The organism is Pseudoalteromonas lipolytica, assembly GCF_003515105.1.
Taxonomy (GTDB): Bacteria; Pseudomonadota; Gammaproteobacteria; order Enterobacterales; family Alteromonadaceae; genus Pseudoalteromonas; species Pseudoalteromonas lipolytica.
Genome location: NZ_CP032090.1, coordinates 1,044,814 through 1,069,687, shown reverse-complemented (window position 1 = coordinate 1,069,687; position 24,874 = coordinate 1,044,814). Strand labels below are relative to the sequence as shown.

General features: G+C 43.4%; 24 protein-coding genes. 1 reads left to right on the top strand and 23 read right to left on the bottom strand.

Going from position 1 to position 24,874, the window contains the following annotated elements:
* Window positions 1-38 precede the first annotated feature (38 nt).
* The 21 genes from D0907_RS04830 to D0907_RS04730 form a co-directional block, all read right to left on the bottom strand.
* Window positions 39-749 (bottom strand): RNA polymerase sigma factor FliA, encoded by a 711-nt coding sequence (locus D0907_RS04830; protein WP_036971668.1) that lies wholly within the window; start codon window positions 747-749, stop codon window positions 39-41.
* Between the two features lie 26 nt (window positions 750-775).
* Complete coding sequence (locus D0907_RS04825; protein ID WP_036970099.1) at window positions 776-1,636, bottom strand: MinD/ParA family ATP-binding protein; 861 nt, start codon at window positions 1,634-1,636, stop codon at window positions 776-778.
* Window positions 1,629-3,113: a flagellar biosynthesis GTPase FlhF gene (gene flhF / locus D0907_RS04820; protein WP_075593872.1), complete on the bottom strand. Its 1,485-nt coding sequence runs from the start codon at window positions 3,111-3,113 to the stop codon at window positions 1,629-1,631. The genes D0907_RS04825 and flhF overlap by 8 nt, the downstream gene beginning before the upstream one ends.
* Window positions 3,114-3,133: 20 nt before the next feature.
* Window positions 3,134-5,245 carry a flagellar biosynthesis protein FlhA gene (gene flhA / locus D0907_RS04815; RefSeq protein WP_075593871.1) on the bottom strand — a complete coding sequence of 704 codons (2,112 nt, stop codon included), beginning with the start codon at window positions 5,243-5,245 and terminating at the stop codon, window positions 3,134-3,136.
* Between the two features lie 71 nt (window positions 5,246-5,316).
* A complete protein-coding gene (flhB, locus tag D0907_RS04810) occupies window positions 5,317-6,447 on the bottom strand; it encodes a flagellar biosynthesis protein FlhB (RefSeq protein ID WP_036970105.1) in 1,131 nt (376 codons plus the stop codon).
* Between the two features lie 9 nt (window positions 6,448-6,456).
* On the bottom strand, window positions 6,457-7,236 hold the full coding sequence (gene fliR / locus D0907_RS04805) for a flagellar biosynthetic protein FliR (RefSeq protein ID WP_065978751.1): 780 nt from the start codon (window positions 7,234-7,236) through the stop codon (window positions 6,457-6,459).
* Entirely contained in the window at window positions 7,237-7,506 is a 270-nt protein-coding gene (fliQ, locus tag D0907_RS04800; RefSeq protein ID WP_036970111.1) for a flagellar biosynthesis protein FliQ, read from the bottom strand. It lies immediately after the preceding gene.
* A 39-nt stretch (window positions 7,507-7,545) separates the two neighbouring features.
* On the bottom strand, window positions 7,546-8,286 hold the full coding sequence (gene fliP, locus D0907_RS04795; protein WP_036970114.1) for a flagellar type III secretion system pore protein FliP: 741 nt from the start codon (window positions 8,284-8,286) through the stop codon (window positions 7,546-7,548).
* A 4-nt stretch (window positions 8,287-8,290) separates the two neighbouring features.
* Window positions 8,291-8,674, bottom strand: coding sequence for a flagellar biosynthetic protein FliO (gene fliO, locus D0907_RS04790; protein ID WP_036970117.1), 384 nt, complete (start codon window positions 8,672-8,674; stop codon window positions 8,291-8,293).
* Window positions 8,671-9,072, bottom strand: coding sequence for a flagellar motor switch protein FliN (fliN, locus tag D0907_RS04785; protein WP_036970120.1), 402 nt, complete (start codon window positions 9,070-9,072; stop codon window positions 8,671-8,673). The genes fliO and fliN overlap by 4 nt, the downstream gene beginning before the upstream one ends.
* Before the next feature lie 22 nt (window positions 9,073-9,094).
* Window positions 9,095-10,186 (bottom strand): flagellar motor switch protein FliM, encoded by a 1,092-nt coding sequence (fliM, locus tag D0907_RS04780; RefSeq protein WP_036970123.1) that lies wholly within the window; start codon window positions 10,184-10,186, stop codon window positions 9,095-9,097.
* Between the two features lie 9 nt (window positions 10,187-10,195).
* Window positions 10,196-10,717, bottom strand: coding sequence for a flagellar basal body-associated protein FliL (fliL, locus tag D0907_RS04775; protein WP_036970126.1), 522 nt, complete (start codon window positions 10,715-10,717; stop codon window positions 10,196-10,198).
* Window positions 10,718-10,785: 68 nt separating this feature from the next.
* A complete protein-coding gene (locus D0907_RS04770; protein WP_075593869.1) occupies window positions 10,786-13,020 on the bottom strand; it encodes a flagellar hook-length control protein FliK in 2,235 nt (744 codons plus the stop codon).
* Between the two features lie 96 nt (window positions 13,021-13,116).
* A complete protein-coding gene (fliJ, locus tag D0907_RS04765) occupies window positions 13,117-13,572 on the bottom strand; it encodes a flagellar export protein FliJ (RefSeq protein WP_036970129.1) in 456 nt (151 codons plus the stop codon).
* A complete protein-coding gene (gene fliI, locus D0907_RS04760; RefSeq protein ID WP_075593868.1) occupies window positions 13,572-14,906 on the bottom strand; it encodes a flagellar protein export ATPase FliI in 1,335 nt (444 codons plus the stop codon). The genes fliJ and fliI overlap by 1 nt, the downstream gene beginning before the upstream one ends.
* A gap of 17 nt (window positions 14,907-14,923) precedes the next feature.
* On the bottom strand, window positions 14,924-15,742 hold the full coding sequence (gene fliH, locus D0907_RS04755; RefSeq protein ID WP_075593867.1) for a flagellar assembly protein FliH: 819 nt from the start codon (window positions 15,740-15,742) through the stop codon (window positions 14,924-14,926).
* Between the two features lie 3 nt (window positions 15,743-15,745).
* Window positions 15,746-16,786 (bottom strand): flagellar motor switch protein FliG, encoded by a 1,041-nt coding sequence (gene fliG / locus D0907_RS04750; protein WP_036970138.1) that lies wholly within the window; start codon window positions 16,784-16,786, stop codon window positions 15,746-15,748.
* Complete coding sequence (gene fliF / locus D0907_RS04745) at window positions 16,779-18,494, bottom strand: flagellar basal-body MS-ring/collar protein FliF (RefSeq protein WP_065978746.1); 1,716 nt, start codon at window positions 18,492-18,494, stop codon at window positions 16,779-16,781. The genes fliG and fliF overlap by 8 nt, the downstream gene beginning before the upstream one ends.
* A 20-nt stretch (window positions 18,495-18,514) precedes the next feature.
* A complete protein-coding gene (gene fliE / locus D0907_RS04740; RefSeq protein ID WP_036970144.1) occupies window positions 18,515-18,847 on the bottom strand; it encodes a flagellar hook-basal body complex protein FliE in 333 nt (110 codons plus the stop codon).
* Window positions 18,848-19,011: 164 nt separating this feature from the next.
* Entirely contained in the window at window positions 19,012-20,418 is a 1,407-nt protein-coding gene (locus D0907_RS04735; protein WP_065978745.1) for a sigma-54-dependent transcriptional regulator, read from the bottom strand.
* Window positions 20,415-21,527: a sensor histidine kinase gene (locus D0907_RS04730; RefSeq protein WP_036970150.1), complete on the bottom strand. Its 1,113-nt coding sequence runs from the start codon at window positions 21,525-21,527 to the stop codon at window positions 20,415-20,417. Before D0907_RS04730 ends, D0907_RS04735 begins: the two co-directional genes overlap by 4 nt.
* A 127-nt stretch (window positions 21,528-21,654) precedes the next feature.
* On the opposite strand from D0907_RS04730, the gene D0907_RS04725 reads away from it, so the two are divergent.
* Entirely contained in the window at window positions 21,655-22,242 is a 588-nt protein-coding gene (locus tag D0907_RS04725; protein ID WP_118844094.1) for a DNA-3-methyladenine glycosylase I, read from the top strand.
* Window positions 22,243-22,349: 107 nt separating this feature from the next.
* Here D0907_RS04725 and D0907_RS04720 read toward each other — a convergent pair whose 3' ends face one another.
* Both D0907_RS04720 and D0907_RS04715 read right to left on the bottom strand, forming a co-directional pair.
* Window positions 22,350-23,789, bottom strand: a complete 1,440-nt coding sequence (locus tag D0907_RS04720) for a sigma-54 dependent transcriptional regulator (RefSeq protein WP_074988678.1) — start codon at window positions 23,787-23,789, stop codon at window positions 22,350-22,352.
* A gap of 141 nt (window positions 23,790-23,930) precedes the next feature.
* Window positions 23,931-24,716 carry a flagellin N-terminal helical domain-containing protein gene (locus D0907_RS04715; RefSeq protein WP_118844093.1) on the bottom strand — a complete coding sequence of 262 codons (786 nt, stop codon included), beginning with the start codon at window positions 24,714-24,716 and terminating at the stop codon, window positions 23,931-23,933.
* Window positions 24,717-24,874: the final 158 nt, after the last annotated feature.

Genomic DNA, 24,874 nt, shown 5'->3' with positions numbered 1-24,874 from the left:
ACATCCTCCGGTGAGGTTTGAACCTTATTTACTTACTACTAATTAATCCAGTCATTGATTTTTGCTTTGAGCTTAATCATCGCCTGACCATGTATTTGACTCACACGCGATTCGCTAACATCGAGTATGTGCCCTATTTCTTTTAAGTTCATTTCATCGTTGTAATACAAAGACAAAACGAGTGCATCTCTTTCTGGTAAAGATTGGATAGCCGTCAATAGAGACTGGTTAAACCGTTCATTTTTAACATTATTAAACGGTTTGTCTAGTGCTAAATCATGCCCCATAGGTGTGATGACGTCTTCATCAACGCCTAAATCCTCTATACCCAGTACCTTACTGGAATTTACATCATGTAGAATATGATGGTACTCATCCAGTGTAATATCAAGTTTTTCAGCAACTTCTGTGTCTTTTGGCTCGCGGTTTAAAATACTCTCTAAATCCGAAATCGTTTCAGCGACAAGGCGTGCATTGCGGTGAACTGAACGGGGAGCCCAATCACCTCGACGGATTTCATCGAGCATAGCACCTCGAATTCGAATACCCGCAAATGTTTCAAAACTGGCCCCTTTACTCGCATCAAAATTTTTCGACGCTTCTATAAGGCCAATCATACCTGACTGAATCAAATCATCGAGTTGCACACTGGCAGGTAAACGAGCAATTAGATGACACGCCACTTTTTTGACTAAAGAGGCATGTTTTTCAACAATCGCATTTAAATTCTGTGCTGATTGATATCCCATCGCTTTATTCACCGATGTTGTCATAGTTAACCGTTTACTAGTTTTTCAATAAAAAATTCTAAATGACCTGACGGTTGATTTGGAATTGGCCACTTAACTGCTTTCGTTGCTAATGTTTTAAATGCCACAGCGGCTGGTGAGTTTGGAAATAACTCCACAATCACTTTTTGGCGGCGGGTCGATTTGCGCATATTCTCGTCATACGGAATGGTTGCGACAAGTTCCATAGACACATCTAAGAATCGATCCGTTACTTTTGAGAGTTTAGCAAATAATTCTTGCCCTTCACGCATACTGCGCACCATATTGGCAACTATTTTAAATTTGTAAACGCCATGCTCACGACTTAACACTTTAATTAGGGCGTAAGCGTCGGTAATTGAGGTAGGTTCATCGCATACAACAACAACAACATCTTGCGCTGCACGCGAAAAGCTTAATACCATGTCTGAAATACCCGCAGCGGTATCGACAATTAAAATATCAAACTCAGTATTTAGCTCGCTAAATGCGCGGATAAGCCCCGCATGTTCTGACGGTGTTAACTCAACCATACTTTGCGAGCCCGAAGTCGCTGGCACAATTTTTATACCTGCTGGGCCTTCGACAAGAATTTCATCCAGTTCACACTCACCAGATAAAACATGAGATAAGTTTCTCTCGACACGTAAACCAAGCATTACGTCACAATTTGCCAACCCTAAATCGGCATCTAATACTAATACACGATTTCCCAGCTGACCTAATGCGATCGCGGTATTGAGTGACACATTCGTTTTACCCACACCACCTTTGCCGCCAGTGACAGCGATAACTTTAACGCCACTATTATTATTTTGATTCATTTTGCGCAGGCCGCTTGCTTGATCTAATACTGTGTTAATCATACATCCCTACTGTGTTCGACGCTACTGCTTGACGTCGTGAATGTTGTGCTTTTGCTCGTTTTAAATATAATTGCTCAGCTTTTTTTACTAGTTTTTCTGCATTCGCAACGCGAATATCTTCAGGAACACGCTGACCATTAGTAAGATACCCTATTGGCAAGCGATTTTGAATCGCAATACTAATAATCTCACCTAAACTAAGTGATTCATCTAACTTAGTGAAGATACAACCACTTAGTTGCACTTTTTTAAAGTGGCGAACGGTTTCTTGTAGCACGTTAATTTGCGCTGTTGCACTTAACACTAAATAACTGCGAATGTCGACACGCTGATTGCGCATTAATGTATTAAGTTGCTCAGTTAAGCGTAAGTCGCGTTGACTCATACCCGCAGTGTCTATTAATACTAGACGCTTATTGCGTAAATGGTATAACACTTCAGCTAATTCATTTGCGTCTTTAACTTGTTTCACACCACAGCCAATAATGCGGCCATAAGTGGCTAGCTGCTCATACGCTCCAATACGGTAAGTGTCTGTTGTAATAAGCGCGACTTTATCTGCACCATATTTTTGTGCACCAAGGGCTGCCAATTTCGCCACGGTGGTGGTTTTGCCCACCCCCGTAGGACCCACTAAAGCGTACACACCGCCTTGACGTAAAATTTCATTATTTGTTGTATGCATTTGGTTTTCAACCATTTGCAATAAGGCTTGCCACGCTTGTTGACGCGAAACGTCATCAGGAATAAAACACGCCATTTGCTCCGCAACATCACGCTCAATGCCCATACCGGCTAGGCGATCAATCATACAAGCGCGGGTAGGATCACGACGCGCCATGTCTTGCTGCATCAAACCAGATACTTGATGTTCAAGTAATTGACGAATGGCATTCATTTCTTCACGCATCGTCGCCATTTCTGAGTGGCTTGCGGGTGTGGCCGTTTTGTGTTCTGCTGGTGAATCTAAATCGTCGAAGCCTGTGTCTAAATCATCATCAAAACCTAAGCTATGTGCTTGTGTTTGCACTCGCGGTGCTGCTTGCTCTTGATAGCGAGGTTTTGCTGAATATTGCGGCTGCTCTTGCGGCGCAAAACTGTGTGTTTTTGGCTGATAATGTTCACTCGTTTCAATACCAGATTGATTAAACATTGAAGCAAGCTCTGGCGAACGAGGGCGTGGGGCTTGACGCTCTAGTAACGCTTGTAGGCTGTCTGCAACTTGGGCTTGTGGCTCAGGTTTAGCGCGCATAGGTTCTGGTTTAACGAAGTTATGCGACTGTTGTGGCGCTGTGTGTGCAGGCACCGGTTTCGCTTCGGCTTTTGGGGCTGCTTTGTCATAATCAACAGCGGCGACAATTTCAACACCATTCGCTAACTTTTTGTTAGACATAATAACCGCATCAACACCTAATTCATCTTTCACTTCTTTCAGTGCGGTGCGCATATCTTTAGCAAAAAAACGTTTAATTTTCATGGTACAACCCCTTTACTATCCTATTGTTGGCCTACTGAGCTGACAATCTTAATCTGTCTTTCGTCTGGTACCTCTTGGTAAGACATTACCCTTAAACCTGGGATGGTGTACTTAACAAAACGAGATAACACAGTGCGTAACATTCCTGACGTTAGTAATATCGAAGGTTCGCCGGCCATTTCTTGGTTTTGATGCGCTTCATTTAATGATTGCTGAAGTCGCTCTGCAAGTCCTGGCTCTATTCCGGCACCTTCGTCACCTGCATTTTGAAGTGACTGATGCAACATCTGTTCCAACTCAGGCGCCAAGGTTATGACAGGGATTTCAGATGACATACCAACCGCATCTTGAACAATCAATCTGCGCAGTGAAATTCGCACTGCAGCCGTTAGCACATCTGGGTCTTGGCTACGTGGGCCATATTCAACAAGGGTCTGAACAATTGAACGCATATCACGAATTGCGACCCCTTCGTTAAGTAAGTTTTGCAGCACTTTTACAACCGTGGTCAATGGTAATACGTCAGGAACCAGTCCCTCGACAAGACGAGGATGACTTTTCGCTAACATATCAAGTAGGTTCTGTACTTCTTCATGACCTAATAGTAATGCTGCGCTGTTTGTTAATAGCTGACTAATATGGGTTGCCACGACAGTAGCTGCATCAACCACGGTGTAACCCAATGATTGGGCTTCATCTTTCTGGTCTGGCTTAATCCATACTGCATCGAGTCCAAAAGCAGGATCTTTTGTTTCAACACCTTTGATTGGGCCAAATACTTGCCCTGGGTTTATAGCAAGTTCGTCACCATGCTTAAGCTCACCTTCACCACTGGATACACCCATCATTGTGATACGGTAGGCGTTAGGGTCTAACTCTAAGTTGTCACGGATATGCACGGGCGGTACCAAGAAACCGAGTTCTTGCGAGAGTTTCTTACGCACACCTTTAATACGGTTAAGTAGCTCTCCCCCTTGCGACTGATCAACCAGTGGAATTAAGCGATAACCGACTTCTAAACCAATCACATCTACTTGCTGTACATCGTCCCAACCCAATTCTTTTTGCTCTTGCTTGTTAGCAACACCGGTGCCTGGCGAGCCCCCATTTGCTTCCAATTCAGCTTTTTCTGCTTCTGCTTTAATTTTTTGTTGTTGGGTAAAGTAAGCAAGGTAACCTAACAATGCGCCCAAGCTTAAAAATGCAAGATGAGGCATGCCTGGCACAAGGCCCATGGTGATCAAAATACCTGAAGCGATAAATAACGACTTTTCGTTTCCTAGCTGCGACTTAAACTGATCGCCCATGTTATGCGACTCATTTTGACGCGTCACAACAATCGCAGTACCAATTGAAAGAAGTAATGAAGGTAATTGCGCAACGAGACCATCACCAATGGTTAATAACGTATATACTTCCATTGCACGGCTGAAGCTTAAGTCATGTTGAATCATGCCGACAAATAAACCACCCACGATATTAATCACAAGGATCACAATACCGGCAATAGCATCACCTTTTACGAATTTACTGGCACCGTCCATTGAGCCATAAAAGTCGGCTTCACGGGTTACTTCTTCACGGCGCTCACGAGCTTGCTCTGCACTAATAAAACCTGCGTTTAAGTCAGCATCAATCGCCATTTGTTTACCTGGCATAGCGTCAAGTGTAAAACGCGCTGACACCTCTGAAATACGCCCTGCACCTTTGGTGATAACCACAAAGTTGATAATAATGAGAATAAGGAACACAACAAGACCAACGGCATAGTTACCGCCGATAACCACCGAGCCGAACGCTTCAATTACTTTACCAGCAGCATCCCCGCCATTATGACCTTCAAGGAGTACCACCCGAGTACTGGCAACATTCAATGCAAGACGCATAATTGTGGCTATTAGCAGCACGGCCGGAAACATACCAAACTCAAGGGGCTTCATGGTGTAAACCGTAACGAGTAACACCACCAGCGCAAGCGCGATATTAAACGAAAAAAGAATATCTAAAAGAAAAGGAGGCAGAGGTAAAATAACCATGCCAAGGGCTGCAAGCACCAGTAATGGTGTTCCAAGCCCCTTCGCATACTCTTTTTTATCTTTATTAAGTTGTTGTAATACCGCTTTAAATTCCATAATTCAACAATTTCAAAAAATTGACACTACACGGAATTTGCAATAACTATTCCAAGTTATTAAACGGCTAATTAATATTTATAAGCCTCTGGGATAGGGAGCTTTTTATTAAGTGGAACAGGACGTTTACCACGCCCTTTTTGGAAGCGTTTTAATTGAAATACATAGGCAAGCACTTGCGCTACTGCGGTAAACAGTTGATCAGGTATTTGCTGGCCCACCTCGGTGGTGTGATAAAGCGCACGGGTAAGCATGGGTGATTCAACAATAGGCACATCGTTACCCTTACCCACTTTACGAATTTGCATAGCAAGCTCATCGACCCCTTTAGCAAGTACAATTGGCGCACCTGCTTTGGCGGTATCGTACTTTAGGGCAACCGAATAGTGAGTCGGGTTGGTCACGATAACATCGGCATCTGGCACGTCTTGCATCATACGCCTTTGCGACATTTCACGCTGAGTACGACGAATACGGGCTTTAATTTGTGGATCACCCTCTGAGTTCTTATATTCGTCTTTTACCTCTTGCAAGGTCATTTTAAGCTCTTTGTGATGCTTGTGGCTTTGATAAGGCGCATCTATCGCTGCAATAATAATTAGCGTGCAAGTCAGGCCTAAAAACATCCAAGCTAGAATCTCAAGGGCATGAATGAAATTCCCCGGCGCACTTTCAATACTTAGATGTAATATTTCATCAAAAAAGGTATTAATTAAAAATACTGCAAAGCCTGCAACCACCGCAAACTTCAATATCGACTTAACCAGCTCAACGCCTGCTTGGGGACCAAGCATACGTTTAATCCCTTTAGCCGGTGACATTTTGCTGGCTTTAGGCGCTGCAGCTTGCCAACTAAAGTTAAAGCCGCCCAGTAACGTGTTACCGATAAATGCCGCTATTACAATAATGAGAACAAACATCGCCATCGGGAACAACAAGGCATCAGAGACAATGCTCCACACTGAAAACATTTTGGTGGTGTCGTAAGTTTCATTACGATTAAGGCTTAATAATCGTCCCATCACATTATATAAGCCCTTGCCAATTTCAGGGCCATACAACAGCAATGAAATAGCCGAAAAAATTAATACGAACATCGTTCCCAACTCTTTAGAGCGGGCAACTTGGCCTTTTTTCTTGGCGTCTTCTATTTTTTTCCCGGTGGGTTCTTCGGTTTTCTCTTGACCTGAATCTTCAGCCATGGCGCGCTCCTAAGGTGTACAGCCAACAAGGCTGCACATTAACTCAACCATTTTTAACCACTGAAACTCAAACTGAGTCATAAAATTGCCTAACGTAGCCCAAATAATCACAAGCCCTGCGACAAGAGTAAAAGGGAAGCCTATCGAAAAAATGTTTAATTGCGGAGCAGCACGCGTCATGACCCCAAATGACATATTGATCACAAGCATCGCTGTCAATGGAGCAAGAGCCAGAACTAACGCGGTGGTAAACATCCACCCACCCCATGTAACGATATCCCAGTAGTGGTCAACCGACCACCAAGTACCATCAATAGGCAAGACTTCAAAACTGTGTATGACCATTTGAATCATCATCAAATGCCCATTAAAGACAAAAAATAGTAACGTGGCTAGAATCAGGTAAAACTGGCCCACCGCGGGTACACTCAAGCCATTCGAGGGATCAACAACAGAGGCAAAACCTAAGCCTGTTTGCATCGCCAATATTTGACCAGCAAGTACAAAAGTATTCAGCAATAATACCGAAGCAAAGCCAATTGCCACACCAATCAATAATTGTTGGATAACAACCAGTACCATTTCAAACGAAAACAGGTTTGTAAACGTGCTCTGCGGCAGCATAGGCACAGCCACAAAGGTCACCACGACCGCTAAACCCAGCTTAATACGCGTTGGCACATTCTTCGCACCTAAGCCTGCCATGATCATAATCATGGAGCTAATGCGTACAAATGGCAGTAAAAAGTCACTGAGCCACTGTAAGATGACCGCAAATGGAAACTCCATTTACCCCGCAATCTCCGGAATCGACATAACAAGCCGCGTAAAATAATCCATGAGTTCTTGAGTGAACCAATGACCACCCAATATAAGCGCACTGATTGTAATGAGTAGACGAGGCAAGAAACTGAGTGTTTGCTCGTTAATTGATGTTGCAGCTTGAAACACCGCAACGACAAGCCCCACCAGCAAGCCAGGCACAACAATCGCTGACACCAGCTTGATCACTAAAAATAAAGCGTCGCTGAGAATATCGACAAAAATTTCCGGTTCCATCGTATGACTCCTAACTGTTACACGCTATGTTACGCATTGCTACACACCAAGCCCAAAGCTCTTCGCAAGCGTCCCCATTACTAAGCTCCACCCGTCAACCAGTACGAACAACATAATTTTAAATGGTAAGGAGACGATCATCGGCGATAACATCATCATACCCATGGCCATCAAGACCGATGCAACCACGAGATCGACAATCAAAAATGGAATAAAGAACATAAAACCTATGATAAAAGCGGTTTGTAGCTCACTGGTCACAAATGCGGGGATCAGCACGATTAAAGGCGTGTCTTCAGGAGAATCCAACTTATCGTAACCCGCTATTTTTGCAAATGTTTCTAAATCTTTAAGGCGCACTTGCGAAAGCATAAAGGCTTTCATTGGTTCTTTTGCCAATTCTAACGCTTGCACTGAGGTGACTTGTTCATTTAGGTATGGCTCTATCGCACGCTCATTCACTTGCTGGTAAATTGGCGCCATAATAAAGATACTTAAAAACAATGACATACCAAGCAATATTTGATTCGAAGGAGTTTGTTGTAAACCGATTGCTTGGCGCAAAATTGCCAGCACTACAATAATACGCGTAAATGAAGTCATCATAATCACTGCCGCAGGAATAAAGCTCAGCGCAGTCATTATTGCAAGTACTTGCAAAGTTACCGAGTAGTCTTGCGAGCCATCGGGGTTGGTCGTGATAGTGAGTGCATCGATGCCTTCTGCATTAACAGATGGCAGGAATAACACGGTAGCTAAAATAAGTATCCACTTGATCATAGCGTTAATTCTTTTTATTAGGGGGTGATTGTGGGTTCAACAACTTGCCAAAGCGCTTGGCAAGTTCCGGTAATTCTTTTTCTTTTAAGGGAGTTTCTAGCTTATGCAAGTAGTTAATACTGTGCGGCGTAACACCTATTAAATGCTGAGCATTATCAATTTCAATAACCATCAAGCGTTCACGCGAACCAAGCGGTAAACTGCGAACAACTTTAAACTCTTCACTGTTTGCTAAATTAGGGTTGAGCTTCTTGACAAAAAACGCCAATACCACAATAACCACTAACACTAAAAGCAAAGACATCACCATAGACAGCAAATCTGCCGTAGGTGATGCTGTAGGAAAAACAGTGCTACTGGCACTAGATAAAGCTATAAATGCGCTCATCGTAACTTTTTAATTCGCTCAACTTGGCTAATCACATCTGTAAGACGAATACCAAACTTGTCATTAACAACCACCACCTCGCCGTGCGCAATCAAGGTGCCATTAACTAACACATCAAGTGGCTCACCAGCGACACGATCAAGCTCAACAACAGAGCCTTGGTTTAATTGTAATAAGTTGCGAATATTGATTTTAGAACGACCAACTTCCATCGAAATGGTGACTGGAATATCTAAAATGGTGTCAAGTTTGCGCTTTTCATCACCTGAGAGTTCATGCTTCTCATCTTTCAGCTCGTCAAGCTCAGCAACTGAGGCATTACTTGTTGCACTTTCGGCTTCCTCGGCCTCGGCTAATGCCGCTGCCCATTCGTCCATTGTATCTTGATCATCACTCATTATATTTAACCTTATAAATCGACTACCAGTCTAAATCGACACCTTCAGAGAGGTGAAGATCTTCTTCTAGTTCTGCTAATTCTGCATCCGAATCCAGTTTTTTGCCACCTTTAGTGAACACATGGAGTTCAGACTTAACTGATTCAGGGCGTTTAATTTTTTCACTAATTTGTAATGCCACATTGTCTCGAGAGCGGCCCATTTTAGCTCTAAAGGTCGGCAGCTCTTCAACAAAGACCGTAATGTGTTCAGGCATTTCAACGGGAATAATATCACCCGCTTTTAATTCCATAATTTGCGCAAGCGTTAAATCAACCTCTAATAACTGAGTTGATAAATCGACTTCGACATCCATAATTTCATCACGGAGAGCTTTACTCCAACGCAAATCAGTGTCTTCAGTATCTGATTGAACACCGGCATCAAGTAATTCACGAATTGGCTCAAGCATTGAATACGGCAAGGCAATATGAAAGTCACCGCCACCGCCATCAAGTTCAATATGGAACGAGCTAATAACCACCACTTCTGTTGGGCTAACAATATTTGCCATCGCAGGGTTAACTTCAGAGTCGAGGTACTCAAACGACACATCCATAACCGGTGCCCATGCTTCTTTATAATCTTCAAAGATTATTTTGAGTAGCATTTGCACAATACGACGCTCTGTTGGCGTAAATTCACGGCCTTCTATTTTTGCATGATAACGCCCGTCACCACCAAAAAAGTTATCGACCAAAATAAACACTAAGCGTGCTTCCATGGTGATCAGGCCAGTGCCTTTTAAAGGACGAAAACGCACCATGTTTAAACTTGTTGGTACAAATAAGGTATGGATGTACTCGCCAAACTTAATCATTTGTACGCCGTTTATTGATACCTCTGCGGTACGGCGCATCATGTTAAATAAGCTGATCCGCATATGACGGGCAAAACGTTCATTCACGATTTCCAAGGTCGGCATGCGACCACGGACAATACGATCTTGTGATGAGAAGTCATACTGAAGTGTATTACCGTCTGAATCACCACCGTCGTGAATATCTTCCTCTTCGACTTCATCAACGCCGTGTAAGAGCGCATCAATTTCGTCTTGGGATAATAAATCGCTCACGCTGACCCCTTATTGCATCACAAAGCCGGTGAACAACACCCGCTCAATCACTTTACTGCCTTCAACATCATTTAAGGCAGTTTGAACTTTTTCTAGTGCCGCCACACGCACTGACTCTTTACCTTCACTGGTGCCAAGTTCATCAGCTGTGGTCGTAGACAACACCCCTAATAAAGTACTTTCGATAAGTGGAATATGTTTCTTTGCCGTTTCTTCGTTTACTTCACCGCGTACTAATAACTGCACTTTAATTTGTACAATTCGATCACGACTGGCACCTGGCACATTAAACACAAAAGGACGCGGCATCGCGACATATAACGCCGAACCGACCTTCGCAGAGCTTGATGGAGCAGCCGTTTCAGAAACCGTTGTTTCATCAGCAAGGCTTTCTTGTGGGGCATCATCGCCCATAAATAAAAAATACCCTGCACCTGCGGCTAAAATCACAACAACTGCAGCAATGATTATAATCAGCTTTTTTTTACTTTTACCGGTATCTTCTATTTCTAAATTTGCGTCTTCGGCCATAATCACTTCCTTAAGCGTTACAGTAAACTCATTCTCTGTAACTGTATTATTTCTTATAATAGCAGGACTTATGCATAGTAATCTATTGATGATGACGATTGTTGTCGAGAAGTTTCTACGCTTTGCGTCGTGACGTCTTGCTGAACCTCTTCGTCATTATGATGCCCTGCAAGCTGCCCTTGCTCTGACTGGCTGCCTTGTTGTTCAGGGTTACCTTGCTGAATACTACTTTCGCCTAGCTCAATCCCCTGTTGCGCTAACATTTCTCGCAGACGTGGCATCGATTGCTCTAAAGCTTCTTTGGCTTGTTGATTTTGCACAACAAAGTTAATTTGTGCTTGCTCAGCATCACTGCGGATACGAATTTGCATGCTGCCCATTTCAGGCGGATCAAGACGTATTTCAGCTTCTTTGTTATTAATATTTAACAGGGCACTGACTCGCTCTTGGAGCATTTTTGCCGCATCACTTTTTATAATATTAATTGCTTGCATCACCCCAGGGTCAAGGCTCACTGTTTTACTTTGTGGCTGCTGTTGAGCCTGTGTTTGAAAACTATGCACATCTAAGGCTTGTTCATATTGTTGATAGGCCGCCTCATAAGCCCCTGTTTGAGAGGGATTAAGCGGTGCCGTCAATTGATTGAAAAGCTGCACGACTCGTGCTGTCGACACCTCTTTTGGGCGCTCAGTGTCGAGTAAAGTATCAAGCTTTGATGTTGCTTCAGTGTCTGTGTTTACAGCGCTGGCATTTTTTAGCACTGATAATTGCTCACTGCGCTCAGCTTTAGGGCTTTTACTGTCAGGCTCTGTTGTCGCCGTTAATGTGGGTGTTACAGCATCCGCTTTCACGGGGGTAACCGCGTCAGATAAAAGAGTCTGCACCGCCACTAATTTTTCATATTGTTGAGTGCCTGGTGTTAAAGATTGCAACTGTGCGTTTACTTTATTAAGCAATGCTTGCTGCTCATCTTTCGTTAATGTGGCAATTTGTTTTTCTATTGCAGCCGGAACTTTACTGTCAGGGACTTTACTGTCAGACACTTTGCTTTCTGTAGCATTACTTAGTGCTGCTTTCGCTGCGTCTGCGACTAATGCCGGCTGCGGTGTCTGTGTTTTTTCACTATGAGTATTCATCGCTTCGCTAAGTAGCGCTTTAATCTTATCAACGTCATTTGAGCTTAGCTCACCTGCCGCCTTTAATTGATTAATTTGCTGCTCAAGTTTTACCTGCTGCGTTGACGTTAAAGTCAATTCTTTGGCAAATTGACCGACCGCTTGACCATCACCACTTTGTACTTTTGCCAACAAGCTGACAATTGATTGATTCGTGACTGACTCGTTTGCCGCTTTCTCACTCATCACGCTATCAGCTGAATTTGTCGCCGCCATTTTAGTAATGGTATTGTCAGTATCTATCGCTGGCTTACTAGCGATATTTTTCGCATTTTCAGCAGCGTTGTTAGTCGGTGCTAACTTAGCATCTACAACTTGCGATTCTTGCACTTCGCCACTGGGAGTCACCACTGAACCTAACGATGCGGCCTTCGTATCATTACTTACACTGCTCAACAGTTCTGTAGCCTGTGCGGCCTGTTTCATCGCTGCATTTTGCTCAGTAGTATTTGCCGTGATAACTTGAGGCTGCTTGGCAGTGTTTACTGTTGTCGCATTTTCAGTGTCATCGAGTACAGACGGACTATCAATAATTGGCGTGACTGAATCTTTCGGTGGCAATTCGCCAATCGGTTTCAATTGATTGTCAATCGCGGTAGCAACTTTAGACTTAGTTAATAGATTGGCAACTGAGTTTTCGCTGTCAGACAACGCATCATCATCTGCTAAAGACGCACTTAAAGGCGAAGGAATAACAGGCGTAATATCATCAATTGGGGTGGGCTTTTTATCAACCACAATCCCACTAAATTCATGTTTGTCTGCGAGCACGTTTACACGCGTGCTCATTGCGTGTGATGCATTAATTTGTGAGAGCAGTGGGTTGTCTTCCCCTTCGATGAGGGCAACGTCTGTGCCTTCATCATTATGCGTCGGCTTATCAGAGACCTGTTTGCTGTCTGTATTATTTGCTACGACACCGCCTGCTTGTTCAGCCTCACTTTGCATTACGTTACTATTGTCGCTCTGTTTATTAGCGACAGTTTTAGAGTGTACCGCTTCGCTTGCTTCAGACAATTCAGTTAAAAAGCTTAGGCCTGATGCGTGATCATTTGCCTCTGATTCTTTGCTTAAAAAACCAGTATCGTGCTCAGTTTTAACCTGCAAATTAATATCACTGATCGCCATAATTCACCTAAATATAAAGAGGCAATTTGCCGCCGCAAGTGCCAAAATTAACGCTGTTAAGCAGATAGCTGCAAATTGCATGCCTAAAAATCAGGATTATAAGGTTGGGTTTTTCAGTTGACGCTGGAAGAACTGATTAGAGGCAAACTCGTCCAACATTTTTTGTTCATTTTTAGCCACTATCGCAGCCTGTTTTAACGCGTGTTTCTCAATTAATTTAGCGACTGCTTTTGCTTTAACTTGCTGTTTTAGCCACAGTGTTTTTCTTTGCGATACAACTTGTTTTGCCGTATTAACAGTACTGGCTTGTTGGCGAATGGCTTCTTCGATTTTTGCTATAAACGAATGGTACTGACTAAACCCTGCGCTTGATAAACCAGAACGGCCTTTTAAGTGCAATTGCTGTGAGTACTCTAATCGAAAGTTGTTTAGACCTTGCAGTTTTTGTTGATTACTTTGCAAGTGCTGCTGCGCTTTTAAGTAATCCATGCGCAATGATTCTTCTTTGTCGTTTTCAAGCTTTAATAATAAATCAAGTTTACTGTTTGCCATTATGCTTGTCCTAATAACTGCGCAAGGCCTTGAAGGCCATCATCATAACTGATCACATCTTTCATGCCTTGCTGTAGGAATTGATTGACTCTTGGCATCATATTAATGGCTTGATCGAGCATCGGGTCAGTGCCTTTTTGATATGCTCCAAGCGTGATCATATCTTTATTCTGCTGATACATTGAATAAACCTGTTTAAGCACACGTGCTTGCTGCATATGCGCCTCTGACACCACTTGCGGCATCACCCGCGAGATCGACTTTTCAATGTCTATTGCGGGATAATGGCCGCTATCAGCAAGCTCTCGAGAGAGCACAATATGTCCATCAAGAATAGCTCGAGCCGAGTCAGCAATAGGGTCTTGCATATCATCCCCCTCACTCAGTACCGTAAAAAAGGCTGTGATAGATCCTTGCCCTTCGCCGCCATTCCCCGCGCGTTCTACCAATGCTGGTAACTTAGCAAACACCGAGGGTGGATAGCCTTTTGTTGCCGGTGGCTCACCCACTGCCAGCGCTATTTCACGCTGTGCCATAGCATAACGGGTTACAGAGTCGAGCAGTAACAGCACATTAAGCCCTTGGTCACGAAAATATTCTGCAATGGTTACTGCACTTTCGCAGCCTTTTAAACGCATCAAGGGAGATGCATCAGCAGGAGCAGCAACGACCACTGAACGTTTACGCCCTTCTACTCCTAGTATTTCTTCAATAAACTCTTTGACCTCACGGCCACGCTCACCCACAAGACCAACAACAATGACGTCAGCCTCTGAACCACGAGTCATCATTCCTAGCAGCACCGACTTACCAACACCAGAGCCTGCAAACAAGCCCATACGCTGGCCTTGACCCACCGTAATCACAGAGTTTATCGCACGAACACCCACATCCATCGGCTGACTAATTGGTCTTCTTGAAAGGGGGTTAATCGTATTTTGCGCAAACTTGAGGTAGTGCTCAGCATTAACAGCACCCAGCCCATCCAACGGTCGACCTAAGCCGTCAACAACCCGACCTAATAAGCCCATCCCTACAGGTAAACCCGTTTCATTAACTTGTGGGATCACCCTTGCACCGGGGAGTACTCCAGAAATATGGTCGTTTGGCATCAAATAAAGCGTTTGGTCGTTAAAACCAACCACTTCAGCATCGACAAACCCATTGATAGTTTCTATTTTACATTGGCTGCCTACTGGCGCTCTCAAACCTCTTGCTTCAAGCGTCAAACCGACTACGCGCGTCAACATACCCGCAACGGCCGGTTTAGAAACTTTAATATGCTTTTCGTACCGTTTTAAACGGTCGCTAAGGGTCATTGATTGACTACTCATAGTGAGCCTAAAAAGAGTTAGATACCACTATTATGCAAGAAGTTTTCCAATGTTTCTTTGACGCGTGTTTTTACGGTCATATCGATGGATGATTGCGGGGTTTTTATTTCGCAGCCGCCGCGTTCAAGTGTCGGTTCTGCTACTAATTGCCAGTGATTATCTGTAATAGTTTGCTCACCGTAACTTTCGGTGATCAGCGCAATGTCATCTGGGTGTAGATGAATACGCACTCTTGTTTGCTCGTCTGCTAGTGCATCAATAGCGTGTTTAAGTGCGTGCAAAATAACATCTGGTGATGTTTTTATTTCTTGATAAATAAGCGATTCGCTAAGCATAACGGCCAGTTGAACAAGTTGCTTTTCAGCACTTTCATCCACTTTTGATAAGGGCTGAGTTAGGCTATCAAGCAAACTTCTTAGCGTAGTCAGTTGCTCTTCTAAAATCGGTTTTATGTCTTCTTGGCCTTGTGCTTTACCCAGCTCAACACCCTCTTTGTAGCCCGCTTCTTTTCCTTCACCCACGCCTTTTTCAAAGCCATCAATGTAACCTTGCTCATGGCCTTGCTTTAAGCCTTCGTCGAAAGCATCTTGACGAATTTTTTCAAGCTCAGCCATCGTCAAAGGTGGAAATTCAGGTTCTTCTGGCTCTTCTTCAACGTCTTTTTTTTCTTGCTCTTTACGGTACAGATCAGCCAAAGGGGTACCGTAAGCTGTTGAGCGCCCAGCAAACTTTCGGGTATCTTGCGCTACATCAGGAATCGGCCAGTTCTCGAGTAGTTCATCGACTGCGTCACTTGCATGAACTGGGCGTCCGGGATGAAAGGAAGGCTTTGTCATGGTTTACAGGAACTCCTCACCACCGCCACCGCCAAGCATAATTTCGCCTGAGTCAGCTAAACGACGTGCTGTAGACAAAATTTCTTTTTGTGCCGCTTCTACTTCACTAATACGCACAGGGCCCATAGCTTCTAAGTCGTCGGCCAGTAATTCCGCTGCACGTTTAGACATATTACTTAAGATCTTCTCTTTCAGTGCCTCATCTGTGCCTTTAATCGCTTTCATTAAGACATCTTGCTGTACTTCGCGCAGAATCGCTTGAATACCTCGATCTTCTACATCCATTAAGTTTTCGAATACGAACATCAAGTCTTGAATTTGTTGCGACATTTCTTCGTCATGCTCACGAATCGAATCCATTAACTGACCTTCAATATTGGTATCAAGGTAGTTCATGATATCTGCCGCTGCTTTTAAGCCGCCCATTTTCGCTGCCTGTGCACCTGCTTGGCCGGCGAACTGTTTCTCCATGATCTCGTTTAACTCTTGCAATGCAGCTGGTTGAACTTCTTCAAGGTTCGCAATACGCATCGTTAAATCAAGACGCACTTTCTCTGGGAATTGCGACAGAATCTCGGCTGATTGCTCAGGCTCTAAGTAAGAAAGCACAATGGTTTGAATCTGCGGATGCTCATTACGAATAATATTAGCCACCTGTTTCGAGTCCATCCACTTAAGTGAATCAAGACCTTTCGCTCCCGAACCCATCACAATTTGGTCGATTAGGCTGGCGGCCTTATCTTCACCAAGTGCGGCCGTAAGCGCTTTTTTAATAAAGTCTTCAGATTGGAAACCTATGGTACTGAAGCTTTGAATTTGCTCAATAAACAAGTTATGAACGGCGCTGATTTTCGCTTGCGATAAATCGTCTAATGCAGCCATCGCCATGCCCACTTTTTGCACTTGCTTAGGCTCTAAGTGTTTTAGAATTTGCGCAGCATCTTCTTCCGATAAACTCAGCAATAAAATCGCTGCTTTATCAACACCGTCTAATTTATCAACATCAAACGCCGGTGGGAGTTGTTTTTGTTCTTGATCAGTCATCTTCAGTTAACCACGCTTTCACTACTTGAGAAGACAGTTCTGGTTCATTAGCAACCAATGCACGAACTGCTTTGAGTAAATCTTCATCACCATGTAAATCTGGCAGCTGTAGTGTACCATCACTTGAGAATCCTACAGCAGCAGAGTCAAAGTCTTTATTTAGCATATCTAGCGTACTATCACCAATATCTACACCAGAGCTAAGTGCATCTTCATCATACTCTTCAAGTGTATCATCTGGGTAAATTAAGCGTTTCAGCATAGGTTTCACAACCGCCATGATAAGTACGATAATCACTAATGCACCTAATGATAAACGCAATATCTTCATAAACCAGTCTTGTTCCCAAATAGGCACTTCTATGGCCGCAGCGGTGTCTTCACGTACAAACGGAACAGTAACAACTTCAAGCGCATCACCACGTTGCATATCAAACCCCACTCCGCCTTGTAGCAAGCGACGGATATTTGACAGCGCTTCAACAGAACGAGGAACCATTGTTGTCTCGCCGTTTTCACCCACTTGTGGCACATAGTCAACCGCAACAGATACACTAATACGACGAATAACACCTGTTTGCTGACGCTTATGAGAAATAGTGGTATCTAGCTCGTAATTACGGGTTGCTTCTTTGTGCGAACGACTTGGGTTCATTGCACTACCAGCACCCCCCTGTCCTGCAACTTCAGGAATATTTGAATTAACAGGCGGTTGATTAGTCAAGGCACCTGGGATCCCCACAGCAAGACCACCAATGTTATTTTCTTCAAATGTTGTTTCACTGCGCACTGCAGGTAAGTCTGGGTTGTAGCGCTTTTGTGTTTCTTCTACCGCACTAAAGTCCATATTTAAATCAACTTGCGCAGTGTAATTACCTAAGCCTACGACAGGAATTAAGATGCTGTCGATTTTATTTAAGTATTCTTCTTCACGCTTGCGCTCAATTTCATATTCTTTGCGAGAACGCGCTGCCAGTGAATTTTGTGAACCCGAATTAAGTAAGCGACCGTTTTGATCTGTCACCGTAACACGCTCAGGTGAAAGACCTTGTACTGCAGAGGCAACAATATCAACAACTGAGTCGATTTCTTCACCATCTAACATACGGCCACGTTTAAGAGTCAGTACAACGGTAGCTGATGGTAGTTTTTCACGACGAGCAAATACGTTTTCTTTTGGAATTGCTAAAAGCACTTTGGCGCGAGTGACATTTTTTAGCTCTTCGATTGTGCGAGCAAGTTGCTGCTCACGACCATGTTTTAAACGTTCACGTTCTAAGCGTTGGCTAACACCAAAGCCCATATCTTGCATGATGATGTCGGTGCCTGAGCTTGGCGCTTGCTCAAGACCTTCACGGGCCATCAATAATTTAATATTTTGGTATTCGCCTTCTTCAACTGAGATGACATTACCATCAAGTTCATAATCAATCTTCTGTGCGTCTAAAAAGTCCAGCGTTTGGATAAGCTCTTCGGTTGGCATTTTACCCAGCGGTCGCATATCTGGTTGACGAGCCCAGATAATAATAAAAATTGCGATTGCCAAACAAATAGCCAGTGCAATGACCAACGTCACCTGACGTAATACATCAACGCCATTGAGGGCACTGAGGTAGCCTGACTTTTGCTCTTGTTGATCATCCGTGTCTGAAGTATCGACACCGCCGCCTGCGAGGGCTAGATCAGTTGATTGATTAGATTGCGCCACAATAATTCTCCACTACCTAGTTAAACAGGCATGTTCATGATTTCTTTATATGCTTCAACAAGTTTGTTGCGAACTTGCACCGTTGCTTCAAAAGCAACCGAAGACTTTTGCGAAGCAATCATTACTTCAGCAAGGGATACACTGCGGTCTCCCATCTCAAGTGCTGTTACTTTTTGTTTTGCTTCTTGCTGCAGGCCATTAACGGTATCTAGCGCGCTTGTAAGTAAGTCACCAAATTGCGCCGATGATGTTGGCTGAGCCTGAGTTGGTAAATTATTAACGGATTGACTACGGCTAGCTTCAAGTGCCATAGATTGCATTTCTTGAAATAATGCGCTGTTTTGAACTTTCATAATACTCTCTGACAATGCAGTTTACTTATACACAGATAAAGCACAAAACGTGCCACAAAATAAAACACTATAAATCAATGTGTTAGATGGTTATTTTGTTTGTCAGAGTTTTGACAGCAAACAAGCCCACATGGAGTGAGCTTGTCAGTTAAAGGGGGATGCTTTTAAGCGGGTAATGCAATACCTAAGTCGCGCATTTGAGCTAGTTTATATCTAAGTGTTCGTGGACTAATCCCTAATGTTTCAGCAACCTCTTTACGCTTTCCTTGACACCTAGCTAGGGTTTCTAAAATAATGCGATGCTCTTTGTCTTTAAGCTCATCTTTATAATTTCCCTGCTCGTTAACAGATGGAATTTCGTCATGCGTGGGGTTAACCACTTGCTCTTTATAAACCGGGGCATTTTGCACCGGTGCACTATTTACAGTCTGTGCTTTAACCACTAAGAGCTCTTCAATAAATATATCGTCTTCATGAATGCTATTACCATCACATAGTATCAGTGCACGCTGAATCACATTATCAAGTTCACGGACATTACCCGGCCAAGCATGCGATAGCAGTTTTTGCTTAGCTTGCTCAGTTAATAATGCGATAGGCTCTTTACTTCTGATGCAATGACGCTCAATTAAATGCTCTGCAAGGACAATAATATCACCTGGGCGCTCACACAGCGGACGCCACATTAAAGGAAAAACATTTAAACGATAATACAAATCTTCTCTGAATAAATTTTCGCTAACAGCTTCTTTTAAATCACGGTTACTGGTTGCGAGTACTCTAACATCGAGCTCAATGGTTTTACGACCACCCAAACGCTCAACTTCACGCTCTTGCAAAACACGCAATAACTTAGCTTGCAGACCCAAATCCATTTCGGTGATTTCGTCAAGCAAGATAGTGCCACCTTGTGCTTGTTCAAATTTGCCCGGACACGCTTGAATCGCCCCAGTAAACGCGCCTTTTTCATAACCAAACAAGGTCGCTTCTAACATGTTCTCAGGAATAGCGGCACAGTTAATCGCTACAAAAGGAGCATCTGCGCGACTTGATTTATCGTGAATAAAGCGCGCCAGCACTTCTTTACCCGAACCACTGGGTCCGAGCACCATGACACTGGCATCTGAACGTGCCACTTTACTGGCCAGCTCAAGTAATTTAATACTGGATGGATCCGCGACAATCGGCCCATCGGTTTCTTTTTCTTTCTCGGGTAAATAACGACTCACCATATTCAGTAAAACTTCGGGTGCAAATGGTTTAGCCATATAATCAATGGCCCCTAAACGCATTGCCTCAACCGCATCATCAATGGTGGCGTATGCTGTCATCATTAATACTGGTAGTTCAGGGTAATTAAGTTTAATGCTACGCAATAAATCAAGGCCGCTCATCGCGCCCATTTGTACATCGCTTACCACCAATGAATACGTTCCTTGCTTTAGCAATACCATTGCTTGCTCGGCACTGTCGGCAGCGATGCAATCAATACCTGACATTTCCAATGTATCAATTAAGGCTTCGCGTAAGCCTGCGTCGTCTTCAACGACTAAAATAGAGTTCGTATTCATCTTGCCTCCACTGACGTAGTTTCTGCACTAATGGGCAGGATTAAACTAAAACATGCCCCCCCATGGGCATTATTAGCCACTTCGACCCGCCCTTGATGCGCATTAGCGACTGAGCTTACGACTGCAAGCCCAAGCCCTGTACCTTGGCTTTTCGTTGTGTAAAAGGGTTCAAATAATTTTTCGGCTTGGCTAATATCGACTCCAGGGCCATTATCGCTGACGCTGATACGAACACAGTGTTCACTCCTCTCATCACGCTGAGCGCTGAGTGACACTTTTGCGTGCTGGCCAATAATTTGAATACTGTTATGAATAAGATTTTGAACAGCACTGGCTAACGCTGTTTTATTGCCCACAATTTCAATATCGGGCTCTGGCAAACTAACGGTTAATTCACTGTGGTTTTGCGCCACCATAGCATCAGCTCCTGCTTTTACTTCATTGAGTAATTGCTGCATTGATACACGCTCAACTACTTGCTGTTCGCCACTTTTAGCAAACAACAACATATCATTCACTTGGGTTTCTAAATCTTTTAATCGTGACATTAACTTGTTATGAAAATTACCCCGTGAGCTTTCAGGTAAGCGTTTAGAGCCTAAATTAGCCGCATATAACATAGCAGCCGAAAGCGGTGTTCTTACTTGATGCGCAAGCGATGCGACCATTTTACCCAGCGCACTCAGGCGCTGCATGTGCGCAACACGCTTTTGCAGTCGGCGTGTTTCGGTCAAATCGGTCATTAAAATTAATTGCCCCGGTTCTGGCGTCAGAGCCGTTATATCAAGCTTAATCAAACGACCATCTTTGAGTGAGACTTCGTGACCATCATCTTGTTTAGGACGAAAAGAGCGCTGAATAACGCTGAACCACTTTTCACCTTCCAGAGGCTCACCAAGCATATCGATAGCGATTTGATTCGCTTTTGCAATCATGCCGCGGCCATCCAATACCACAACCCCCGCAGGCATGGTATCAACCAAATGGCTCAACCAACTTGCTTGCTGACGAAGTTCACTCAACTCACCCACATACTCTTCTTGCTGTAAACATGGGTTATATTGATTAGCTGTGATAAATTGTGGTTTTAGTACATGTGCTAAGGCCATAATCGATACTCAAAAAATCGTGTCTAGCTGTATAAATGCACAATCCGTACCATAATTATTATTGTTTTATTTCAGTAGTTTAGCGTTAATTTTACAACGACAAAAAAATGACAATTGCGAGGGAACGATGCAACACCATCACCACAACCGCTGCCCATGGCTCGATACCAGCAAAGACGATTATGTCGCCTATCATGACGAAGAATGGGGGGTGCCAATTTATGATGACCACCGCCTTTTTGAATTCATTACTTTAGAATCTGCACAAGCAGGACTCAGCTGGTACACAATTTTAAAAAAGCGTGATGGCTACCGTCGCGCCTTTAAAAATTTTGTTGTTGACGACGTTGCACAAATGGATGACAGCGACATTGAACGCCTAATGCAAGATGACGGCATTATTCGCAATCGCTTAAAAATTGCCGCCACGATTAATAATGCCAAGCGATTTATTGAGATACAAAAAGAGTTTGGTAGCTTCTCAAATTACCAATGGCAGTTCGTTGGGGGCAAACCTTTGGTGAATAATGTCGATAAACTTGAAGATTACCCAGCCATTACTGAAGCCTCGACATCATTTGCAAAAGATTTAAAAAAACGTGGTTTTAAATTTTTAGGTCCAACAACTGTTTATGCCCATATGCAGGCCTGTGGCATGGTTAACGATCACAGTAATGATTGTTTTAGAAAAGCCCAGATAATCGAGCAATATTAAGCGCTTGATTTAAATAAAGGAAGGTAATGCGATATCAAGTAGGTCGTACTTTAGCCTGTTAATTCAGGTATTCCCGTAAACATCGACCTACATAATACAAACAAGCGCTAGTCTCGCGATAAGTTATATTTTTTCATTTTTTCGACGAGTGTCGTGCGGCGCACGCCCAAAATTTCGGCAGCACGCGCTACAACATAGTCATAACGCTCAAGCGCTTGACTAATTAGGCTAATTTCAAGTTCTGCTAAGTATTCTTTAAGCTCAATGCCATCATCTGGTAATAAACCCGAGTCAACATGTGTAGCGGGCGTTTGCGGCTCTTCATCTTCATAATCGCTAAAGCCAGTGCTGAATATATCGTTAAATGCATCTCGTTCCATCAACTCTTCAGGGTACTCAGGCTGATAGGCTTCAACTTCTATGTAACGATACTTTGCAGGTAAATCTGGCACATCAACCACTTTATCAGGGAACATGATCACCATACGCTCAACCAAGTTTGCCAGTTCACGAATATTCCCAGGCCACGCATGCTCTTTTAAGCTTTGAATTGCTCGCTCTGTAAACTTCGCCGTCGTGCCACTTTGCTCGTTAACACGACGCATTAACTCTTTAAGCAGGAGCGGAATATCATCAGCGCGTTCGCTTAAAGACGGGTTCTCAATAGGAAATACATTTAAACGATAGAATAAATCTTCACGAAAATCGCCTTTTTCTATCATCTCTTCTAAATTGCGATGGGTCGCTGCAATAATACGCACATCGGCTTGAATTGGTTTCGTACCACCGACCCGCTCATAGCTTCGCTCTTGTAAAACGCGCAGCAACTTTACTTGCATCTGTAGCGGCATATCACCTATTTCATCAAGAAAGAGCGTACCACCTTGGGCTAATTCAAAACGTCCTTTTCGCGCCGAAATTGCACCTGTAAATGCGCCTTTCTCATGGCCAAATAATTCACTTTCTAATAACTCACCCGGAATGGCACCACAGTTAACGGGAACGAATGGGCCGGAGCTGCGCTTAGATAGCAAATGAACATTTCGCGCAACCACTTCTTTACCCGTTCCAGATTCACCGAGTATCAGCACATTGGCATCGGTTTTAGCAACTTGCTCAATTAAAAAGCGCACATCTTTAACGGCATCTGTTTCACCAACCAAACCATCAAACAATTTATTCGATTTTGACTGTTTATGATCGCCCGGCAACATACGTTGATACTGCTGACAATCATGTAAAAGCTGCGTAGTCACATCATGATTAAATGGCTCACAAATTAAGCCTACAACATTGGCAATGCTTAAAAGTGGTTTTAACGTTTCACCAATCAAAAGAAAAGGGATCGCAGGAAACTGCTTAATGACAGACTCATGATCTAATTGCTGAAGTGCACCAAGAATAACCATGCACTCTTGTTGTTGATGTTTTTCACAAAATGATTGAAGTGTTGACTCATCAACGAGTTGTACAGCTTCTCCGATAAAAGTGAGGGCTGCATTTAAACCAATCGCACGATTATTATTATTGTCTAAAATTAAGATCATTATTGGCGAACCACAGTGACTACGGGTTAGTTAGTTTCTAAATTGTAAGCGAGTTTAAGAGGGATGCAAGCGCTAAGCGGCAACTTTTTGACATCAACGCCAAAAAATAGTCACTCAGCAGCTATAACTAATACTAAAGGGTTAAAGCAAACCCAAAATTGATTCTGCAGAACGGTTTGCTTGTCCACGCAGTGCAACGGATGCCTGCGATAAAATATCATTAGCAATTTGATCAGACACCGCTTTTGCATAATCAGTGTCTTCAATTCGACTTTGACTTGCTGCAATGTTTTCGCGTTGGTTACCCAGTCCTTTTATTGTACTTTCTAAAGTGTTTTGAAATGCACCTAGCTCAGTACGTTGCGTGTTAATTTCTTCGCTCGCTTGGTCGCTTATATCAATCGCAGCTTGTGCTCCTGCTTGTGTCGAGATATCAATACCCGCAATCACTGAGGCGATACTGCCGTTACTCGGCGTAATTGACTGGGTGGTATTGGCATCTGGTCCCACTTGAAATGATACTTGCTCACCATCAAACAATGGCTTACCACCAAAAGTGGCATTTTCAAATGTTTCTGTGATCTGCGTTTGCAACTGCGTTACTTCTTCTTGCAATGCTGCTCTGTCATTGTCTGTCAGTGCACCATTGCCTGCTTGGATAGACAGCTCGCGGATTCGCGACACCGCATCGTTAACGCCCGACAAGTTAGACTCAGTCACTTGCGAGTAAGAAATACCATCATAAGCATTGCTAATAGCTTGGCTATAACCATTTTGCTGAGAGGTTAGCCTATCAATAATTTGCAGTACAGCGGCATCGTCCGCCGCAGAATTTACTTTTTTACCTGTCGCTAATTGTTCAGCAAGCTTGTTATTTGCTTGCTGAGTTTGATTGAGTAACCCGATTTTGGGTGATTGAATTTTCATAGCGGCCTCCGACAAACCGATTGCTTAAATTATAAGCAAAAAAGTGGCAAATTGGAATTTATACCAAATCGTTTAACTAAGAGAGGTATTCTGAGGTAAGAAAACCGCAAAATGATTTTGGATTTTTACAGATTGATATCAGATAGGCGATCGAGACT

What these genes read in the sequence shown, in the direction of transcription:
- D0907_RS04830 (WP_036971668.1), bottom strand. Translation starts at nt 749, where the DNA reads ATGGGATATCAATCAGCACAGAATTTAAATGCGATTGTTGAAAAACAT.
- D0907_RS04825 (WP_036970099.1), bottom strand. Translation starts at nt 1,636, where the DNA reads ATGATTAACACAGTATTAGATCAAGCAAGCGGCCTGCGCAAAATGAAT.
- flhF (WP_075593872.1), bottom strand. Translation starts at nt 3,113, where the DNA reads ATGAAAATTAAACGTTTTTTTGCTAAAGATATGCGCACCGCACTGAAA.
- flhA (WP_075593871.1), bottom strand. Translation starts at nt 5,245, where the DNA reads ATGGAATTTAAAGCGGTATTACAACAACTTAATAAAGATAAAAAAGAG.
- flhB (WP_036970105.1), bottom strand. Translation starts at nt 6,447, where the DNA reads ATGGCTGAAGATTCAGGTCAAGAGAAAACCGAAGAACCCACCGGGAAA.
- fliR (WP_065978751.1), bottom strand. Translation starts at nt 7,236, where the DNA reads ATGGAGTTTCCATTTGCGGTCATCTTACAGTGGCTCAGTGACTTTTTA.
- fliQ (WP_036970111.1), bottom strand. Translation starts at nt 7,506, where the DNA reads ATGGAACCGGAAATTTTTGTCGATATTCTCAGCGACGCTTTATTTTTA.
- fliP (WP_036970114.1), bottom strand. Translation starts at nt 8,286, where the DNA reads ATGATCAAGTGGATACTTATTTTAGCTACCGTGTTATTCCTGCCATCT.
- fliO (WP_036970117.1), bottom strand. Translation starts at nt 8,674, where the DNA reads ATGAGCGCATTTATAGCTTTATCTAGTGCCAGTAGCACTGTTTTTCCT.
- fliN (WP_036970120.1), bottom strand. Translation starts at nt 9,072, where the DNA reads ATGAGTGATGATCAAGATACAATGGACGAATGGGCAGCGGCATTAGCC.
- fliL (WP_036970126.1), bottom strand. Translation starts at nt 10,717, where the DNA reads ATGGCCGAAGACGCAAATTTAGAAATAGAAGATACCGGTAAAAGTAAA.
- D0907_RS04770 (WP_075593869.1), bottom strand. Translation starts at nt 13,020, where the DNA reads ATGGCGATCAGTGATATTAATTTGCAGGTTAAAACTGAGCACGATACT.
- fliJ (WP_036970129.1), bottom strand. Translation starts at nt 13,572, where the DNA reads ATGGCAAACAGTAAACTTGATTTATTATTAAAGCTTGAAAACGACAAA.
- fliI (WP_075593868.1), bottom strand. Translation starts at nt 14,906, where the DNA reads ATGAGTAGTCAATCAATGACCCTTAGCGACCGTTTAAAACGGTACGAA.
- fliH (WP_075593867.1), bottom strand. Translation starts at nt 15,742, where the DNA reads ATGACAAAGCCTTCCTTTCATCCCGGACGCCCAGTTCATGCAAGTGAC.
- fliG (WP_036970138.1), bottom strand. Translation starts at nt 16,786, where the DNA reads ATGACTGATCAAGAACAAAAACAACTCCCACCGGCGTTTGATGTTGAT.
- fliE (WP_036970144.1), bottom strand. Translation starts at nt 18,847, where the DNA reads ATGAAAGTTCAAAACAGCGCATTATTTCAAGAAATGCAATCTATGGCA.
- D0907_RS04735 (WP_065978745.1), bottom strand. Translation starts at nt 20,418, where the DNA reads ATGAATACGAACTCTATTTTAGTCGTTGAAGACGACGCAGGCTTACGC.
- D0907_RS04730 (WP_036970150.1), bottom strand. Translation starts at nt 21,527, where the DNA reads ATGGCCTTAGCACATGTACTAAAACCACAATTTATCACAGCTAATCAA.
- D0907_RS04725 (WP_118844094.1), top strand. Translation starts at nt 21,655, where the DNA reads ATGCAACACCATCACCACAACCGCTGCCCATGGCTCGATACCAGCAAA.
- D0907_RS04720 (WP_074988678.1), bottom strand. Translation starts at nt 23,789, where the DNA reads ATGATCTTAATTTTAGACAATAATAATAATCGTGCGATTGGTTTAAAT.
- D0907_RS04715 (WP_118844093.1), bottom strand. Translation starts at nt 24,716, where the DNA reads ATGAAAATTCAATCACCCAAAATCGGGTTACTCAATCAAACTCAGCAA.